Consider the following 16,841-nt stretch of genomic DNA (forward strand, 5'->3'; position numbering starts at 1 on the left):
CGAGGGTCACCCCGCGCGTTCGCCTGACGATTCTATTACAGACGAGAGGCGAACTCTTCGACAACCGCCGCCGAGACCGCCTGGACCTGCTCCGTCGACGGCCCGGGAGGGGCGACGAAGGCGGCCTTGCGGTAGTAGTCGAGCTCGCGGATGGACTCGAGGATGTCGGCGAGGGCGCGGTGACCGCCCGCCTTGGCGGGGGCGTTGAAGTAGATGCGGGGGAACCAGCGGCGTGCCAGCTCCTTGATCGACGACACGTCGACGCTGCGGTAGTGCAGGTAGCCGTCGACACGGGGCATGTACTTCGACAGGAACGCCCGGTCGGTGCCGATCGTGTTGCCGGCGAGCGGCGCCTGCCCGCCGTTGGGGACGAACCGCTGGATGTACTCCAGCACCTTGAACTCGGCGTCGGCGAGGCTCACACCATGAGGGATCTCATCGATCAATCCGGAATCGGTGTGCATGTTCGTGACGACCTCGTTCATGTTCGCGAGAGCCGAGTCGTCGGGCTTGATCACGATGTCGAAACCCGGGTCGACGGGGATGAGGTCGTAGTCGGTGATGACCACCGCGACCTCGACGATCTCGTCGACACCGAGGTCGAGGCCCGTCATCTCGCAGTCGATCCAGACGAGTCTCTCAGCACCGGTAGCCACCCGATCAGTCTACCGGCGACCACGGACCCGGCCCTGCGAGCACGGCGCCCTGTGGACAGACAGGCGACCGAGAAGGTCAGCTGCGCCGGACTACGCTCGCCCTGTGACGACTTTCGCCGCCGTGATCCTTCTCGTCTCCGCCGTGTGGAGCTTCATCGTCTGGCCGCCGTTCCTGCGTCGCGTGACCAAGGATCCGCGCTCCCGCGGCGCCGACGGGCGCGGCACCCGATTCCTCGCCGTGCACGTCGTGCTCGTCAGCGTGTCGCTCCTCATCGCGGCCGCCTGCGCCGCGACCGGGATCGTGCTGCTCGTCACCTGAGCCGTCAGGGCCCGCTGTGCCCCGAGCAGGACTCGATCCCTGGCGCAAGCGTGCGCCAGGGGCCCACTGCGCGAACAGCGTCACGATCTGCTCGGCGCCCACCGGGCTGAAGCCCGCTGTGCCCCGAGCAGGACTCGAACCTGCAACCTACGGATTAGAAGGCCGTTGCTCTATCCATTGAGCTATCGGGGCGCGTTGTGGATTCTACCGATTTGCTCGGGTCGGCTTTCGTAATCCGCCTTCGGAGGAGGCCCGCCGGGCTGCGCCCGTCGACCCTCGAGCAGGACTCGATCCCCGGCGCAAGCGTGCGCCGGGGGCCCACTGCAACCTACGGATTAGAAGGCCGTTGCTCTATCCATTGAGCTATCGGGGCGCGTTGTGGATTCTACCGATTCCGCTGAGTTGCGCAGTTCGGGCAGTGCGGGGGCTTCAGCACTGCCCGAACTGGGCAACTCGGGGTCAGGCCTCGCGGAGGGCGACCGCCGGGGCGATGCCGCTCGCGCGACGACCCGGTGCCAGGGAGGCGAGCGCCCCGAAGGCGAGAGCGCCGACCACCAGCACGATCAGGAACACGGGCGGCAGAAGGGGAGGTCCGAAGTACTGCGAACCGAGGATCGAGTTGGCTCCCACGAATCCGTACAGGGTCCCCAGCACGAGTCCGACGATCACGCCGACGACGGTGACGAGCAGGCTCTCGGCGAGCAGCATCCGGCGCGTCTGCCGGGTGGTCAGACCGAGCGCACGGAGGACGCCGATCTGCCGGCGACGTTGGAGGACCGACATCGACAGCGTGCTTCCCAGCCCGATCGCCGCGACGATCACCGAGAACGAGGTCAGCGCGTAGACGGCCTGGAGCAGCCCGTCGATCACCGACGCGACATCGTCGCCCTGACCGAGGTAGTCCCGGGTTGCGGCGATGAACATCTCCCCGGCCACCGTGAACATCGTCAGCAGAGTGACCCCGATGACGACCGAGATGACCGTCCGGGCGGTCCTGACCGGGTCGTGCAGCAGGTTCGCCGCAGCGAGACGGTTCGCAGCGGAGCGCGGCAGGAGGCGGGCGACCAGCGCGACCACGGGAGGGATCAGCACCGGGGAGCCGATGATCACCCCGGCGATCGAGAGCACCCCGCCCGGGAACGCGATCAGCAGTCCGACAGGTGCGGCGATTCCGACGACGGTCCCGAGCCCCAGCAGGCCGAGGCCGGCCATGAAGAGCACGACACCCGTGATGCTGCGTCCGCGGGCCGCGCGCTCGGGCAGGCGCTGCCCCTCCGCACTGGATCGGGTCGCCTCGATGGGGGCCACGCGGGACACCTCACGCGAGCCGGCGTACGACGCGGCGACGGTCGCCACGAGCGAGCCGATGAGGGGGACGAGGATCAGCTGCGGCACGAAGATGAACGACAGCTCGGCGCCGGTCGAGGCGGAGATCCCGGCGATCGCGGCCAGGCTGATCAGCACCCCCGCGACGATGCCGAGAACCGCGCCTGTCAGGCCGACGGCGACACCGTCGATCAGGGAGGTGCGGCGCACCTGCTTGCCGGTGGCGCCGATGAGGCGCAGCAGGGCGATGTCGCGGACACGTCCCGCATAGACCATCGAGAACGTGTTGGAGATCACGAGGACGGCGACGACCACGGCGATCCCGAGGAAGACGACCGTGACCGTCCCGAGTCCCATCCGCACGGCGTCGACAGCATCGAGCCCGGCGCTCGCGACGGCGGCGCTGAAGACCTCCGTCGTCTCGAGCAGCAGCACCGCGAACGCGGACACGATCGCGACGACGGCCGCGCTCGCCGCATACTGACCGGCCGATTCCTTCAGTTGTCGCAGCGCCCAGGACCTCATCGGGCACCCGCTTCGAGCATGCGCTCCGCGATCGACTCGGCTGAGCCGCCCGCCCAGTCATCGACGATGACGCCGTCGGACATGCGCACGACGCGGTCCGCGGCGCTCGCCGCGACGGGGTCGTGGGTGACGAGCACGATGGTCTGCCCCCACTCGCCGGAGGCGGCCCGGAGCAGCTCGAGCACGTCGCGGCTCGACGCGCTGTCGAGGCTCCCGGTCGGCTCATCCGCGAAGAGTACATCGGGCCTCGTGACGAGGGCCCGCGCGATGGCGACGCGCTGCTGCTGACCGCCGGACAGCTGCTGCGGCCGGTGGTGTGCGCGATCGGCCAGTCCGAGCCGGGTGAGCAGGATCTCGATCCACGCCTCCGTGTCGGCGCTGACGCCGGTTCCGGCGAGCAGGAAGGGGAGCCGGATGTTCTCGAGCGCGTCGAGCGCGGGCAGCAGGTTGAAGGACTGGAACACGAAGCCCATCCGGGTGCGACGCAGCCGGGTGAGCGTCTCGTCGTTCATGCCGGTGATCTCCTGGTCGCCGAGCAGCACGCGGCCCGACGTCGGCGGCTCGAGGCCGGCCATCGTCTGCAGGAGCGTCGACTTCCCTGAGCCGGACTGGCCCATCACGGCGGTGATCCTCGCCCGCTGGATGGCGAGGTCGACTCCGCGGAGCGCATGGACGGCGCTGTCGCCATCGCCGAAGGTCTTCGTCAGGGCGACGACCTGCGCGGCAGGGGAGGAGGCGGCGGGAGTCGCGGAGCGGGGAGGGAGCGGTTCTGACAGTGGATTCGGCATGTCTCCGACGCTACGGAAGCCCCCGACGTCGCCGAATCGGTCCCGGGGACGAGATCAGCGGCTCATCGCCGGCACCGGCTCATCCTTTCGGATGACCAGGTCCTACGACCCCGGCCTCGTAGGCCATCACGACGGCCTGCACCCGGTCCCGCGCGCCGAGCTTGGTGAGGATGTGCGCGACGTGCGTCTTGACGGTGGCCTCGGAGAGGAAGAGGTCGGCGGCGATCTCGGCGTTCGAACGGGCGGCGGCGATGAGGAGGAACACCTGGTGCTCCCGCTCGGTGAGCGCGGAGAGACGCGCGGCGGCAGCCGAGTCGACCTCCGCCGGAGCCTCGAGCAGCGGCATCACGTGGTCGAGCAGGCGCCGGGTGAGACCGGGCGCGATGACGGCGTCGCCGCGGTGAACGGTTCGCACCGCGTCGAGCAGCTGCTCCGGCCGTGAGTCCTTCAGCAGGAACCCGCTCGCACCCGCCCGGATCGCGGCGACCACGTACTCGTCGAGATCGAATGTCGTCAGCATGATCACCCGGGGGATGGTCGGGTCGCCCGCGAGCAGGCGCCTGGTCGCCTCGAGTCCATCGACCACGGGCATTCGCACATCCATGAGGACCACGTCGACCTCGGATCGGGCGAGGCGATCGAGCGCCTCCCGTCCATCGGCTGCCTGGACGGTCACCGTCATGTCGGGCTGCGACTCGAGCAGCATCACCAGGCCGCCGCGTACGAGCGCCTGGTCGTCGACCACCGCGACCCGGATGGGTGCTGCTGATTCGAGCTGCTCAGGCACCGGTCACCGCCGAGGCGTAGGGAAGGCGCGCATGCAGGGTCACCCCTCCATCCTGCGGGGAATCGACCGTCAGCGCCCCGTCGTACAGGGCGAGGCGTTCACGCATCCCGTGCAGACCGTTTCCGGATCCGTTCTCCTGACCGCCCGCCAGTCCGCGACCGGTGTCCCGGACCGTGATCTCGACGGCGTCGTCGCCCCAGTCGATGTCCACCTCGGCGTGCGCGTCGGATCCGGCGTGTTTGAGCACGTTCGTGAGCGACTCCTGGACCATCCGGAAGACGACGAGCTCGGCGCCCTGCGCGATCGCCGGGCGGCTGTCATCGCCGTCGGAGCGGTAGCGCACGGGGAGGCCGGACGCCCGCACGGATGCGATGAGCTGCTCGATGTCAGCGATCCCCGGCGACGGGGCGGTCGGCGTCGGTTCGTCGCTGTGCAGCACCCCCAGCAGTCGTCGCATGTCCGACAGCGAGGTGCGGGCCGTCTCGGCGATCGCCTCCAGCGCCGGGATCACCGGTCCGGCGTTCGGGGGAGCCGCGTACCTGGCTCCGTCGGCCTGCGTCACGATGATGGACAGCGAATGGGCGACGATGTCGTGCATCTCGCGGGCGATGTGGGCCCGCTCGTCCGCAGCTGCCAGTTCCCGATCGCGCTGCCGCTCACGGATGAGACGCTCCGCCCGGTCGGCGAGCGCATCCCGTTCGGAGCGGCGGGACCGGGTGACATCGCCGAGCAGCCAGGCGACGCCGACTACAGCCCATCCGCCGATCAGCGTGATGACCGCCGGGGCGAAACTCGTCGCCACATCGGGCACGACGGTGTAGCGGAACGCGACGAGGGCGATCCCGACGACCCCCAGGGCGAGACCGGCTCGGGACGCCCAGACCGGCCCGTATGCGGCGAGGGCGGAGATGATCACGAGGACGGCGAACTGTCCAGCCAGCAGCTCGATGCCGAAGGTCACCTGCACGAGGCAGGGCAGGAGAATGGCCGCCGCTGCCCCGACGGGGTGAGAGCGCCTCCATGCGAGGGGGACCACGAGCGCGAGACACAACGCGACCAGCAGAGCGGCCTGGGGCGTGTCCGATCCGGCGGAGAAGGCGGCGTGGAGCGCGTACGGCGTGACGGTCACCAGCAGGACGGCCAGCATGATCGCGATGTCGACGCCGCGCGGGTGCGCGTTCAGCCAGAAGTACAGGCGTTGGCTGATCGGCAGGGGAGCACTCACGATCGGACTCTAACCGGAGCCGACCGGCACTCGGATCGCCCGGAGGGATGAGAACGGACGACGCCACCGGGGCGCCCCCGCGGTGGAGTGCCAAGATGGACACGTGACCTACGCGCCTGCCGATGACCGCTACGAGAAGCTCGCCTACCGACGCACGGGGAGGAGCGGGCTCGTGCTGCCAGCGGTCTCGCTCGGGCTCTGGCAGAACTTCGGCGACGATGTCGCGTTCGAGACTCAGCGGTCGATCCTCCGCCGGGCCTTCGACCTCGGGGTGACCCACTTCGACCTCGCCAACAACTACGGGCCGCCCTACGGCAGCGCCGAGACCGGATTCGGCGAGCACCTCCGTCGCGACTTCCGTCCGTTCCGCGACGAGCTGGTCATCTCGACCAAGGCGGGCTACGACATGTGGCCCGGTCCCTACGGCAACTTCGGATCCCGCAAGTACCTGCTCGCGAGCCTCGACCAGTCGCTCGAACGCATGGGCCTCGACTACGTCGACATCTTCTACTCCCACCGGGCCGACCCCGACACCCCGCTCGAGGAGACGATGGGGGCGCTCCACACGGCCGTGCAGTCGGGCCGTGCGCTCTACGCCGGCATCTCGTCCTACGGCCCCGAGCGCACCCGCCGCGCGGCCGAGATCCTCGCCGATCTTGGCACGCCGCTCCTCATCCACCAGCCCTCGTACTCGATGTTCAACCGCTGGGTCGAGGACGGCCTCCTCGACACCCTCGGCGAACTGGGGGTCGGGGCGATCGCCTTCTCCCCGCTCGCGCAGGGGCTGCTGACGGACCGGTACCTGAACGGCATCCCCGAGGGATCCCGCGCCGCGCGCGACGGGTCGATGAAGCAGGGCATGGTGAACGACGACACGATCGCCGCGATCCGCGCGCTGACCGACATCGCCGAGAGCCGAGGCCAGAGCCTCGCCCAGCTGGCCATCTCCTGGGTCCTCCGCGACGAGCGGGTCACCTCGGCGCTCATCGGCGCCTCGTCGGTGCGGCAGCTCGAGACCAACCTCGCCGCCGCTTCGAAGCTCGAGTTCTCGGCCGACGAGCTGGCGGCGATCGACGAGCACGCCACCGATATGGACATCAACCTCTGGGCCGGCTCGAGCGCGGTGGTCTGATCTCCGACCGCGCGACGACGGCAGGGCGGACGAGGCGGCGATGAGGGCGACGGCCTCGCGCCGCTCGCGCCTCGACACGGAGGCATCCGGCTCCGAGTCGAACGTCACGGTGCTGATCGCGCTGGCGGCGAACGCGCTCGTGGCGATCGCGAAGACTTTCGCGGCCGCCATCAGCGGGTCGGCGTCGATGGTGGCCGAGTCCGCGCACTCATGGGCCGACACCGGCAACGAGATCTTCCTCTTCATCGCCAACCGGCGCTCGAACCGGGCGGCGGACATGCGCCACCCGTTGGGGTACGGGCGCGACGTCTACGTCTGGTCGCTGTTCGCGGCGTTCGGCCTGTTCACCGTGGGCGCCGTGGTGTCGATCATGCACGGGGTGCAGGAGCTCTTCGCCGCCGAGCCCGCGGAGGACTTCACCCTCAACTACGTCGTCCTCGGCATCGCGTTCGTACTGGAGGGGATCTCCTTCCTGCAGGCGCTGAGACAGGTCCGGTCGGCGGCCGACACCTCCGACACCGACCTGTTCGACTACGTGCTCAACACCTCGGACCCGACGGTCCGCGCCGTCTTCTTCGAGGACGCCGCAGCGCTGATCGGGCTGCTCATCGCGTTCGGCGGGATCCTCGCGCATCAGCTGACCGGCTCGCCGATCCCCGACGCGGTCGGCTCGATCCTCGTCGGCCTCCTGCTCGGCGTCGTCGCGATCGTGCTCATCCAGCGGAACCGCCGCTTCCTCGTCGGCGAGGCTGTCGACCACAGGGTCAGGACGGCGGCGCTCGAGCGGCTGCTCGACAGCCCCGCGGTCGCGAGCGTCAGCTATCTGCACATCGAGTACGTCGGCCCGGGGCGGGTGTACCTCGTGGCCGCGGTCGATCTGGTCGGAGACGAGCGCGAGCGCGAGCTCGCCGTCGACCTCGCGGAGCTCGAGGGGCTGATCGAGTCCAGCCCGCGCGTGGTGCGAGCTGTTCTCACCCTGTCGACGCCGGGAGCGGAACCGCTCAGTCCGTGAGTGCGGCTTTCGCGCGCTTCCGGGCGGCCCGACGATCCTCGACGATCTGTCGCAGCGCGGGCTCGATCTCCGGGTAGGCGAACCGGTACCCGGCCTCCTGCAGCCGTGTCGGCACAACCCATCGACTCTTGAGGATCAGCTCCGTCTCGGTGCGGATGGCGAAGGCGCCGATCTCGAGGACCCAGCGCGGTGTGGGGATGCCGATCGGCATGCCGAGCACGCGGCGGAGGGCCGCCATGAGGGTCCGGCTGTCGACCGGGTTCGGCGACGAGGCGTTGATGGTGCCGTCGAGATCGGGGCGGTCGCGCAGGAATCGGATGACGCCCAGCACATCGGCGATGTGGATCCAGCTGAACCGCTGGCGTCCGCCGCGGGCACGGAAGGCGTGGCCCGTGCCGGCCCGCCGACGTGCGGCACTGATCGGCCAGTGCCCGTCGAGCTGGGCGCCGCCGAGCCCGAACTGCGCCAGACGGATCAGGGGTGCGAGCGCGCTGCCGTCTCCGAGGACGATCGCCATCCGCAGGGCGACGCGGCGGGTAGCGGGCAGCGGCTCGGCGAACAGTGCCGCCTCCCAGGCCTTGGCCACCTCGACGGAGAAGCCGGTGCCGATCTCGCCTGTCTCGTCCGTCATGGGGCGGTCCTCGGCGTGACGGTAGATCGTCGCCGTCGACGCGTTGACCCAGAGCGGGGGAGGCGCGGCGCAATCGCGCAGGGCCCGGGCGAGCTCGGTGGTGGTCGCAGTCCTCGAGCGGATGATCTCGGCTCGGTTGGCCTCGGTGTACCGGCAGTCGACGCTCTTGCCCGCCATGTTGATGAGCAGGGCGCTGCCGTCGAGGAGCTCGGTGATCCGGGCGGTGTCGCCCCAGGACGCATCAGCGCCGGATCGGCCGATGAAGACGACCTCGGCTCCCTCGGCTCGGAACGCGTCGGCGAGGTAACTCCCGATGAATCCGGAAGCCCCGGCCAGGACGATCCTCTCGGCCATTTCGTCCTCCACAGACCCAGTGCTCGGAAGCGGGCGCGGATCCGCGACCACTCCCGAGCCTATGGGTGGGATGCCCTCTCAGCTCACGCGTCGCCCAAAGCGATCGCCTGCGCCTCGACCTGCGGCGTTTCGACACCCCCGTTGACCCGGGCCAGGGCGCCTCGGGCCAGGACGACGACGAGAGCGGCAGCGAGCACGGCGACCGCGGCCACGAAGTACGGCGTCGACGGGGCGATCGTGTCGGCGAGCACGGTTGCGAGCGGGGGAGCGACAGCACCTCCGATGAAGCGCACGGCGGAGTACGACGACGACGCCACGGCACGCGGAAGGTCGGTCGCCTCCATGACGCTCTCGGTCAGGACCGTGTTGAGGACCCCCAGGACCAGCCCGCCGATCACGACGGCCACCACGAGTGCGGCAGGTGTCGAGATCGCGAACCCGGCGAAGGCGAGATCGAGCGCGAGCAGCGGGAGTGCCAGAGCGATGACCGTCGTGCGCGGGAGACGACGCGTCAGCAGCGGAGCCACCCACACCGAGGTCACGGCCAGGCCGAGGCCCCAACCGAAGAAGGTGAGGCCGATGCCGATCGCATCGAACCCGAGCGGGAACGGCGTGTAGGCGAGGAGGATGAAGAAGCCCACGTTGTAGAGGAACGCCGCGCCGGCCAGGGCCGCGAGTGCCGGCTGCCTCAGCGCCGTGAAGGGTGCCGAGAACGGGATCTTGACCCGGGGCGCGGAGCCTTCCCCGCGCAGCAGGGTCAGGATTGCGACGAAGCCGACCGCCATCAGGACGGCCGTGCCGAAGAACGGTCCTCGCCAGCTGATGCTTCCGAGCAGGCCTCCGAGCAGCGGGCCGATCGCGATGCCGAGCCCGAGCGCCGCCTCGTAAAGGATGATCGCCGAGCTCGTTCCGCCCGAGGCGGCGCCGACGATCGTCGCGAGGGCAGTGGAGATGAAGAGGGCGTTGCCGAGTCCCCATCCCGCGCGGAAGCCGATCACGAGTTCGACGTTGCCGCTCAGCGCCGCTAGCAGCGCGAAGACGACGATCAGGGCGAGACCGATCAGAAGGGTGCGCTTGGCGCCGATGCGAGAGGAGATCCAGCTGGTCACGAGCATGGCGAGCCCGGTGATCAGCAGGTAGCTCGTGAAGAGCAGCTCTGCCTCGGTCGGTGTGGCGTCGAGGTCCGCGGCGATGCTCGGGAGGATGGGGTCGACGAGGCCGATGCCCATGAAGGCCACGACGCAGGCGAACGCGACCGCCCACACCTGGCGCGGTTGGTGCAGCAGGCTGCGAGTCTCGGACGTGCCGTTGCTTCCGCCGGCGCTCATGCGGCGACCCGGTTGCCGACCAGGCGCTCGCGCAGGATCGCGGCGGCGGACGCGAGGGTCGCCCACTCGGATGCGTCGAGTCCGTCGAACAGGGGAGCAGCTGCCGTCGCGACGGTTTCGCGCCAGGCCGCGAGGGCCCGCTGGCCTTTCGGCGATGGTGCGATGAGCCAGGATCGCGAGTCGTCGACGTCGGCGATGCGGCGCACCCACTCGTCGGCGACGAGGTTCTGAACCATCTTGCTCATGGTGGGCTGGGCGACCCGGCTCGCGAGCGCCAGCTCGCCGAGCCGCATGGGGCCGTCGTTCTCGAGGATGGCGAGGGTTCGCCATACAGCGGGGGAGGTCTGGTCGCCGGTGCTCTGCGCTGCGACACGCGTGAGCCGGTGGGCCGAGACGATCAGGGATTCAAGGGTTGCTCGTGTCTCGTTCACGGGAGACAAGTATAGCCGAGCTATATAGCTCGGCTATACGTCGGACGTCCGCTCTCGCTCTCAGCGGAATCCGAGCTACTCGACGGGCGCCTCCGTGCGCTGACGCACGGTGGTGGCGGAGACCGGCGGGGCGTAGTTCTCGTCGGTGGGCGCCTCGACGGAGCCGGGCTCGTCGAGATCCGCTCGGGAGTCGGCGGTGAGCGGAACGGACGGGCGTGCGAGGGGGGTAGCCGGAGCTGCAGCCGGCGAGGGAGTCGTCACCGGAGCCGGGGGAGCGGCCTGTGCTGCCGCCGGCGCCGGCGCCGGTGTCGCGGGTGCTGCGACCGGGGCTGCGACGGGTGCGGATGAGGCCTGGGTCGAGACGGTGCTGACGGCCTCGGTGCCCGTGGAGAACTTCTGCGCATGCTGCTGGGCGACCCAGGCGTCCTGCTGCTCCTGAAGCTCGCGCTCCTCGCGGCTGGTCTCGGTCCTCCAGCGGTCGAGGTCGCTCTCGAAGATACGGCGGGACTTGCGCGGGTGCATCTGCCAGTCGATCAGACGGTCGCGGAACTCGGCGAGGGGGCCGTCGAACTGGACCGAGTAGGTGGCGGAGGCACGCTTGAACTGTCGGATCTCGTGACCGGCCCAGTTGGCGGCGACGGGTGCGCCGGGCACGGGCAGGAGCCGCAGCTGGACGTCGGCGGCCGAGGCTGCGCGGTCGGCGAGCGCCTGCTCGTGAGGGGTCAGGGAGTTCCAGTTGGAGGCCTGGCGAGCGGCGTCGACGAGGCCGGCGACGGCCGCCGCCTTCAATTCGCGGTCGCGGCTGCGGAGGAGGCGCTTGATGCCGCCGCGGGCGATGAGGGCCGCGACGATGCCGGCGACGACGATGGCGACGAACGGCAGGATCACGCCCAACGTGATGCGCTCACCGGCGCTCGAATAGAACCAGTCCACGAAATCGTTCCACCACAACATGGCTCGGACTATACCCGCGGCTTCCGCGCCTGGTCAGGAGAATCGCAGGCACTCGAGAGCTTCGTCGAAACTGCGGAAATCGCCCATCATGAAGAAGGAGCGACGGTCGGAGCGGAGCCTCTTCGCCGAGAACCGGGCCCCGGCGACGTCGACGGGGGCGTCGATGTAGCCGAGCACGGAGCCGTCGGCCCGGGTGATGCGCCAGAGTCCGTTGTTGAGCTGGACGAACGAGAGGCCCGCGGCGAGGCGGCCGGACACGGCGGGGCCGCTGGTGGGCTTGAGGGGGGTTGCGAGCGACATCGGGGTCTCCTTCTCGGGTCTCCGGGGTTCCGGTGACGCCGACGCTACGGACACCCTCCGACATCGCTTCGAACGCATGTTCGAAGCCGACAGGAATGCGTGTCCGTCAGTCGCGGGGCGCGCTCACGATGACGAGGTCGGGATCGACCACCGCCCCACGACGTGCCGTTTGCGCGAGGACGATGCCCACGACGACGATCAGGGCGCCCAGGATCTGGGTGAGGTCGAGGGACTCCCCGAGGAACAGCCAGGCGGCGGCGAACGCGAAGACCACCTCCGACGAGGCGAGCACCCCGCCCCGAGTGGCCCCGAGGTGCTTCAGGGCCAGATAGCCGATGACGAACGGGAGGAAGGTGCCGAAGATCAGGGCGAAGGCGAGCAGCCCGAGGAAGGGGACCTCGAGTGCGCCGGCTCCCACCTCCGATGTCGAGGTGAACACCGCCGGGTCGATCTGCCACCACCCGCCGAAGATCGTCCAGAAGACGGTGGCGGTGGCCATCGACCAGAACCCCACGGCCATCGGGGTCGCCGTCCGCACACCGCGCTCGCCGATGAGGAAGTACGCGGCGAGACCGAGCGCGGCCAGTCCGGCCAGCACGACCCCGAGGGGCTCGAGGGTGGAGTCCCATACCTGCGCGACGACGGCGAGGCCGCCGAGCATCAACGCGATCCCCACCCACAGTCGTGCCTTGATCGGCTCCCGGAACACGACGAGCGCGATGACCGCGACGAGTGGAACGCCGAGGTACTCGATGAGGAGTGCGATCCCCACCGGGAGTCTGCCGATCGCCTGGGCGTAGAAGAACTGCACGCCCGCCACCCCGACGAGACCGAGTGCCGCGAGCACCGCCAGGGTACGCAAGCCGGGCCGGAACGAGCGGCGGTCGGTGAAGAGCAGTACGAGCCCGCAGAGGACCGCGCCGCCGAGCGAGCGGAAGAAGGTCACCTGGGCGGGGGAGAGGCCCGCCTCGATGATGAGCTTGACGACGCTGCCGTTCGCGCCGAACATCGCTGCCGAGATGAGGGCGTAGAGGTAGCCCACGCGTCAGCGCCGGCCGGCGGCGGGGAACGCGTCGATCACCCGTCGATGCTATCCATCGCGAAGGAATGCGGTCGTCGCACCATGCGTTCGAATAGATGTCGACGGAAATCGTGCCCGCTCGACTCCCTCGCCCCTTCGGGGCCATGTCAACAACTCGCCCCTTCGGGGCCATGTCAACAAGGAGATCTCGCATGGAGACATTCGTTCTCGCCGGTGGCTGCTTCTGGTGTCTCGACGCCGTGTACCGCGACCTCGACGGCGTGGCCGATGTCGTCTCGGGCTACACCGGCGGCGCCGTCCCCGACCCGTCCTACGAACTGGTCTGCACCGGCAGCACCGGACACGCCGAGGCGGTCGCGGTGACGTTCGACCCCGACGTGATCCCCCGCGAGGTCATCCTCGACGTGTTCTTCACCCTGCACGACCCGCGTCAGCTCAACCGTCAGGGAGCCGACGTCGGCACCCAGTACCGGTCGGCCATGTTCTACACCGACGACGAGCAGAAGGTTCTGTTCGAGGCGGCGGCGGCGAGAGCGGCGGACATGTGGGACGGAACCGTCGTCACCCAGATCGCGCCCCTCGGCGAGTACTTCGCGGCCGAGGAGTACCACCAGGACTTCTTCGCCAAGAATCCGAACCAGGGGTACTGCCTCGCGGTTGCTGTGCCGAAGGTGAACAAGGTCCGAAAGAGCTACGCGGAGTACATCAAGGCGGCGTAGTCTCCTGCCGAGGACGGCGTCGTCCCCGTGTGTCAGCGCCGCCCGTCGTACTCGATTGGAGCTGGACATGACGCAGACAGAGACCTCGATCCGCAAGACATGGGTCGCCTTCGGACCGAACGGCGCAACCGCCTCGATCCACGAGACCGACGCGGGCTTCAGTGTGAACTCGCTGGGTCGCGAGACCTATCACGGCGTCTACGAGAGTCTCGAGGTCGCCAAGCGGGCGATCTCGACGCGTAGCGACGGTGATGTCACGTTCGAGGCGCACTAGGCGGCACGGCAGGAGGTTCGTCTCCTCCACAGACCCGGCCCGGGCTCGTGCTCTGCACGACCCGGGCTTCTCGCCGTCTGCGGCCGCCAGCGTGATCGGAGACTGGGCGAGCTGGTCCGGAGCCGCGACAGCACCCGGCACGTGACACCCGGCTCCGGACCTGCACCCATCGCCCGACCAGCCGAGGAGCAGACATGTCCGATCACATCACCGTCGTTGGCCGAGTGGCCACGGTCCCCAAGCGGATCGAGCGGGGGGAAGCTCCCGCGCTCGTCACCTTCCGTCTGGCCTCCAGGGACAGCCGCTTCGATGAGGAGACCAAGACCTGGATCGAGTCCGACCCCAACTGGTACACCGTCAACGCGTGGCGGGCGCTCGCGGACAATGTCGAGCGCTCGGTCCGGAAAGGGCAGCCGGTCATCGTCACCGGCCGGCTCGACCTCCGCACCTGGAAGGACGACAGCGGAGCGAACCGCGTCGATCCGACCCTGCAGGCCGACGGCATCGGTCACGATCTGCGGCGGGGATCGTCGACCTTCACCGGGACCGCATCGAGATCGGCCGCGGCGTCCGTCTCCCTCGATGCGTCGCCCAGCAGCGGCGCTGAGGCCGAATGGCACGTCCCCCTCGACGAGTCCGCCGACCTTCCGTTCTGACCCGCCGGCACTGCGGCAGGCCGAGACGCCGGTACGGCTCTGCTTAGAATGCAGTGGCCGCAGCGGGTGGCCTTCGGGGGAGTTCAGCATGGTTGTCGGGCGCACTGCGGACGAGTCGGTCGACGCACCGGGGCGCGCACCTCGAGCGGGTCGATCACGGCGCCTCCGCCGGCTCGGCGGGATCACTCTGCTCGCGTCCGCGGCGCTCGTTCTCGCGGGGTGCACGTCGGCGCCCACGCCCGAGCCGACGGCCTCGACGCAGGCGCCCGTCCCGACTCCCTCGGCGACTCCCACCCCCGATCCGGTGCTCGACCCCGCCGCGGGCGCGCTGGCCAACCTCGCCTACTTCGATTTCGTCAACAACCGTCTGATCGCGCAGAACGCCGCGGCAGGCGGGCGGGACTTCATCGATTCGCTCGTCGCGGCCGGTTTCGACAAGGCCCGCATGGAGGTCACCCCCGACCGCACCGCCGTCGACCTCGAGGCCGACAGCATCCAGTTCTCGGTGCGGTTCGACGACGGCTGCCTCATCGGTCAGCACGGCGCGGTGACCGGTTACGTATCGACGGCGCGCGGACTGCTCAGCACCGGCCGCTGCCTGATCGGCGACACACGCCCCATCGACTGGTGACCTCGCGCGGTCGGCCGGCGCAGAACGTCGGCTGCACCCAGCCGCGCTGAATAGGATTGCCGAATGGCCGAATACATTTACTCGATGGTGCGCGCCCGCAAGGCGGTCGGCGACAAGCTCATCCTCGACGACGTGACCATGTCCTTCCTCCCCGGCGCGAAGATCGGGGTGGTCGGCCCCAATGGCGCCGGCAAGTCCACGATCCTGCGCATCATGGCGGGCCTCGACACCCCCAGCAACGGCGAGGCGCGGCTCAGCCCCGGCTACACGGTCGGAATCCTGATGCAGGAGCCGCAGCTCGACGAGTCGAAGACCGTGCTCGAGAACGTCCAAGAGGGCGTCGGCGAGATCAAGGGCAAGATCGACCGGTTCAACGAGATCTCCGCCGCGATGGCAGACCCCGACGCCGACTTCGACGCGCTGCTCGCCGAGATGGGTGTCCTGCAGGAGGCCATCGATGCGGCCGACGCCTGGGACCTCGATTCCCAGCTCGAGCAGGCCATGGACGCCCTTCGCACACCTCCTGGCGATTCGCCGGTCACCAACCTGTCCGGCGGTGAGAAGCGCCGTGTCGCGCTGACCAAGCTTCTCCTGCAGAAGCCCGACCTCCTGCTCCTCGACGAGCCCACGAACCACCTCGACGCCGAGAGCGTGCTGTGGCTCGAGCAGTTCCTCTCGAAGTACCCCGGTGCTGTGCTCGCCGTGACCCACGACCGGTACTTCCTCGACAACGTGGCCGAGTGGATCGCCGAGGTCGATCGCGGACACCTCTACCCGTACGAGGGCAACTACTCCACCTACCTCGAGAAGAAGCGCGCCCGACTCGAGGTGCAGGGCAAGAAGGACGCCAAGCTCGCCAAGCGTCTCAGCACCGAACTCGAGTGGGTTCGCAGCAACGCGAAGGGTCGTCAGGCCAAGTCGAAGGCGCGCCTGTCCCGCTACGAGGAGATGGCATCCGAGGCCGAGAAGACGAGGGTGCTCGACTTCGACGAGATCATCATCCCCGTCGGCCCGCGCCTCGGCGCCCAGGTCATCGACGCGAAGAAGCTGCACAAGGGCTTCGGCGAGCGGGTGCTGATCGAGAACCTCAGCTTCACGCTGCCGCGCAACGGCATCGTCGGCGTCATCGGCCCCAACGGCGTCGGAAAGACCACGCTGTTCAAGACGATCGTCGGCCTCGAGCCTCTCGACTCGGGCGACCTGAAGATCGGCGAGACGGTCGACATCTCCTACGTCGACCAGAGCCGCGGCGGCATCGATCCCAACAAGAACCTGTGGGAGGTCGTCTCCGACGGGCTGGACTACATCCAGGTCGGCAAGACCGAGATCCCGTCCCGCGCCTACGTCTCGCAGTTCGGGTTCAAGGGCCCCGACCAGCAGAAGAAGGCCGGCGTGCTCTCGGGTGGTGAGCGGAACCGTCTCAACCTGGCGCTCACACTCAAGCAGGGCGGCAACCTCCTGCTCCTCGACGAGCCCACCAACGACCTCGACGTCGAGACCCTCGGAAGCCTCGAGAACGCGCTTCTCGAGTACCCCGGCTGCGCTGTGGTCATCACCCACGACCGATGGTTCCTCGACCGGATCGCGACGCACATCCTCGCCTACGAGGGCACGCCAGAGGACCCGGCCAACTGGTACTGGTTCGAGGGCAACTTCGCCTCCTACGAGGAGAACAAGATCGAGCGACTCGGCCCCGACGCGGCCAAGCCGAGCCGCATGACCTACCGCAAACTCACCCGCGACTAGGCCTG

The 16,841-nt window shown here is 69.2% G+C and carries 19 protein-coding genes and 1 tRNA gene; 8 read left to right on the forward strand and 12 right to left on the reverse strand.

Translation table 11 applies throughout. The annotated features are described in order from the left end of the window. Positions 1 to 35 precede the first annotated feature (35 nt). On the reverse strand, positions 36 to 656 hold the full coding sequence (gene orn, locus DDQ50_RS09325; RefSeq protein ID WP_116756472.1) for an oligoribonuclease: 621 nt from the start codon (positions 654 to 656) through the stop codon (positions 36 to 38). Between the two features lie 103 nt (positions 657 to 759). Here orn and DDQ50_RS17660 point away from each other — a divergent pair, with 103 nt between their 5' ends. Next, positions 760 to 975, forward strand: a complete 216-nt coding sequence (locus DDQ50_RS17660) for an SCO4848 family membrane protein (RefSeq protein ID WP_240614326.1) — start codon at positions 760 to 762, stop codon at positions 973 to 975. Between the two features lie 119 nt (positions 976 to 1,094). On the opposite strand, the gene DDQ50_RS09335 is transcribed toward DDQ50_RS17660, so the two are convergent. The 5 genes from DDQ50_RS09335 to DDQ50_RS09355 all read right to left on the reverse strand — a co-directional run bounded on the left by DDQ50_RS09335 (position 1,095) and on the right by DDQ50_RS09355 (position 5,626). Further along, positions 1,095 to 1,167: transfer RNA gene (locus tag DDQ50_RS09335), tRNA-Arg, on the reverse strand. A 267-nt stretch (positions 1,168 to 1,434) separates the two neighbouring features. Then, on the reverse strand, positions 1,435 to 2,826 hold the full coding sequence (locus DDQ50_RS09340; RefSeq protein WP_116756473.1) for an ABC transporter permease: 1,392 nt from the start codon (positions 2,824 to 2,826) through the stop codon (positions 1,435 to 1,437). Then, complete coding sequence (locus DDQ50_RS09345) at positions 2,823 to 3,614, reverse strand: ABC transporter ATP-binding protein (protein ID WP_116756474.1); 792 nt, start codon at positions 3,612 to 3,614, stop codon at positions 2,823 to 2,825. Before DDQ50_RS09345 ends, DDQ50_RS09340 begins: the two co-directional genes overlap by 4 nt. 79 nt (positions 3,615 to 3,693) lie before the next feature. After that, the gene (locus DDQ50_RS09350; RefSeq protein ID WP_276308392.1) at positions 3,694 to 4,401 is read right to left on the reverse strand and encodes a response regulator transcription factor; all 708 of its coding nucleotides are present in this window, start codon (positions 4,399 to 4,401) and stop codon (positions 3,694 to 3,696) included. Continuing rightward, positions 4,394 to 5,626: a sensor histidine kinase gene (locus DDQ50_RS09355; RefSeq protein ID WP_116756475.1), complete on the reverse strand. Its 1,233-nt coding sequence runs from the start codon at positions 5,624 to 5,626 to the stop codon at positions 4,394 to 4,396. The genes DDQ50_RS09350 and DDQ50_RS09355 overlap by 8 nt, the downstream gene beginning before the upstream one ends. A 103-nt stretch (positions 5,627 to 5,729) precedes the next feature. Here DDQ50_RS09355 and mgrA point away from each other — a divergent pair, with 103 nt between their 5' ends. Beyond that, entirely contained in the window at positions 5,730 to 6,758 is a 1,029-nt protein-coding gene (gene mgrA, locus DDQ50_RS09360) for an L-glyceraldehyde 3-phosphate reductase (protein ID WP_116756476.1), read from the forward strand. Between the two features lie 40 nt (positions 6,759 to 6,798). Next, positions 6,799 to 7,770: a cation diffusion facilitator family transporter gene (locus DDQ50_RS09365; protein WP_116756477.1), complete on the forward strand. Its 972-nt coding sequence runs from the start codon at positions 6,799 to 6,801 to the stop codon at positions 7,768 to 7,770. On the opposite strand, the gene DDQ50_RS09370 is transcribed toward DDQ50_RS09365, so the two are convergent. From DDQ50_RS09370 to DDQ50_RS09395, 6 genes are all read right to left on the reverse strand, one after another. Then, a complete protein-coding gene (locus DDQ50_RS09370) occupies positions 7,760 to 8,755 on the reverse strand; it encodes an epimerase (RefSeq protein WP_116756478.1) in 996 nt (331 codons plus the stop codon). The two genes, DDQ50_RS09365 and DDQ50_RS09370, sit on opposite strands and share 11 nt — an antisense overlap. 83 nt (positions 8,756 to 8,838) lie before the next feature. Next, positions 8,839 to 10,083: an MFS transporter gene (locus tag DDQ50_RS09375; RefSeq protein WP_116756479.1), complete on the reverse strand. Its 1,245-nt coding sequence runs from the start codon at positions 10,081 to 10,083 to the stop codon at positions 8,839 to 8,841. Then, complete coding sequence (locus DDQ50_RS09380) at positions 10,080 to 10,514, reverse strand: MarR family winged helix-turn-helix transcriptional regulator (protein WP_165829765.1); 435 nt, start codon at positions 10,512 to 10,514, stop codon at positions 10,080 to 10,082. The genes DDQ50_RS09375 and DDQ50_RS09380 overlap by 4 nt, the downstream gene beginning before the upstream one ends. Before the next feature lie 75 nt (positions 10,515 to 10,589). Then, positions 10,590 to 11,468: a hypothetical protein gene (locus DDQ50_RS09385; RefSeq protein ID WP_133245952.1), complete on the reverse strand. Its 879-nt coding sequence runs from the start codon at positions 11,466 to 11,468 to the stop codon at positions 10,590 to 10,592. A gap of 33 nt (positions 11,469 to 11,501) precedes the next feature. Next, positions 11,502 to 11,768, reverse strand: a complete 267-nt coding sequence (locus DDQ50_RS09390; RefSeq protein ID WP_240614327.1) for a hypothetical protein — start codon at positions 11,766 to 11,768, stop codon at positions 11,502 to 11,504. 106 nt (positions 11,769 to 11,874) lie between these two features. Beyond that, positions 11,875 to 12,810, reverse strand: a complete 936-nt coding sequence (locus tag DDQ50_RS09395; RefSeq protein WP_116756482.1) for an EamA family transporter — start codon at positions 12,808 to 12,810, stop codon at positions 11,875 to 11,877. Between the two features lie 191 nt (positions 12,811 to 13,001). On the opposite strand from DDQ50_RS09395, the gene msrA reads away from it, so the two are divergent. The 5 genes from msrA (at position 13,002) to ettA (ending at position 16,836) form a co-directional block, all read left to right on the forward strand. Continuing rightward, positions 13,002 to 13,529, forward strand: coding sequence for a peptide-methionine (S)-S-oxide reductase MsrA (gene msrA / locus DDQ50_RS09400; protein WP_116756483.1), 528 nt, complete (start codon positions 13,002 to 13,004; stop codon positions 13,527 to 13,529). 67 nt (positions 13,530 to 13,596) lie between these two features. Further along, positions 13,597 to 13,803 carry a hypothetical protein gene (locus tag DDQ50_RS09405; protein ID WP_116756484.1) on the forward strand — a complete coding sequence of 69 codons (207 nt, stop codon included), beginning with the start codon at positions 13,597 to 13,599 and terminating at the stop codon, positions 13,801 to 13,803. Positions 13,804 to 13,997: 194 nt separating this feature from the next. Next, positions 13,998 to 14,459 (forward strand): single-stranded DNA-binding protein, encoded by a 462-nt coding sequence (locus tag DDQ50_RS09410; protein ID WP_116756485.1) that lies wholly within the window; start codon positions 13,998 to 14,000, stop codon positions 14,457 to 14,459. A gap of 88 nt (positions 14,460 to 14,547) precedes the next feature. Further along, entirely contained in the window at positions 14,548 to 15,090 is a 543-nt protein-coding gene (locus tag DDQ50_RS09415; protein ID WP_240614328.1) for a DUF6993 domain-containing protein, read from the forward strand. 63 nt (positions 15,091 to 15,153) lie between these two features. Further along, entirely contained in the window at positions 15,154 to 16,836 is a 1,683-nt protein-coding gene (gene ettA / locus DDQ50_RS09420) for an energy-dependent translational throttle protein EttA (RefSeq protein WP_116756486.1), read from the forward strand. The last annotated feature ends 5 nt before the right edge of the window (positions 16,837 to 16,841 follow it).

Source organism: Amnibacterium flavum, from assembly GCF_003097495.1.
GTDB lineage: Bacteria > Actinomycetota > Actinomycetes > Actinomycetales > Microbacteriaceae > Naasia > Naasia flava.

Excerpts from the sequence above, each read along its gene's own strand:
- DDQ50_RS09340 (WP_116756473.1), bottom strand. The coding sequence starts at position 2,826 with ATGAGGTCCTGGGCGCTGCGACAACTGAAGGAATCGGCCGGTCAGTAT.
- DDQ50_RS09345 (WP_116756474.1), bottom strand. The coding sequence starts at position 3,614 with ATGCCGAATCCACTGTCAGAACCGCTCCCTCCCCGCTCCGCGACTCCC.
- DDQ50_RS09365 (WP_116756477.1), top strand. The coding sequence starts at position 6,799 with ATGAGGGCGACGGCCTCGCGCCGCTCGCGCCTCGACACGGAGGCATCC.
- DDQ50_RS09370 (WP_116756478.1), bottom strand. The coding sequence starts at position 8,755 with ATGGCCGAGAGGATCGTCCTGGCCGGGGCTTCCGGATTCATCGGGAGT.
- DDQ50_RS09375 (WP_116756479.1), bottom strand. The coding sequence starts at position 10,083 with ATGAGCGCCGGCGGAAGCAACGGCACGTCCGAGACTCGCAGCCTGCTG.
- DDQ50_RS09385 (WP_133245952.1), bottom strand. The coding sequence starts at position 11,468 with ATGTTGTGGTGGAACGATTTCGTGGACTGGTTCTATTCGAGCGCCGGT.
- DDQ50_RS09390 (WP_240614327.1), bottom strand. The coding sequence starts at position 11,768 with ATGTCGCTCGCAACCCCCCTCAAGCCCACCAGCGGCCCCGCCGTGTCC.
- msrA (WP_116756483.1), top strand. The coding sequence starts at position 13,002 with ATGGAGACATTCGTTCTCGCCGGTGGCTGCTTCTGGTGTCTCGACGCC.
- DDQ50_RS09405 (WP_116756484.1), top strand. The coding sequence starts at position 13,597 with ATGACGCAGACAGAGACCTCGATCCGCAAGACATGGGTCGCCTTCGGA.
- DDQ50_RS09410 (WP_116756485.1), top strand. The coding sequence starts at position 13,998 with ATGTCCGATCACATCACCGTCGTTGGCCGAGTGGCCACGGTCCCCAAG.
- DDQ50_RS09415 (WP_240614328.1), top strand. The coding sequence starts at position 14,548 with ATGGTTGTCGGGCGCACTGCGGACGAGTCGGTCGACGCACCGGGGCGC.
- ettA (WP_116756486.1), top strand. The coding sequence starts at position 15,154 with ATGGCCGAATACATTTACTCGATGGTGCGCGCCCGCAAGGCGGTCGGC.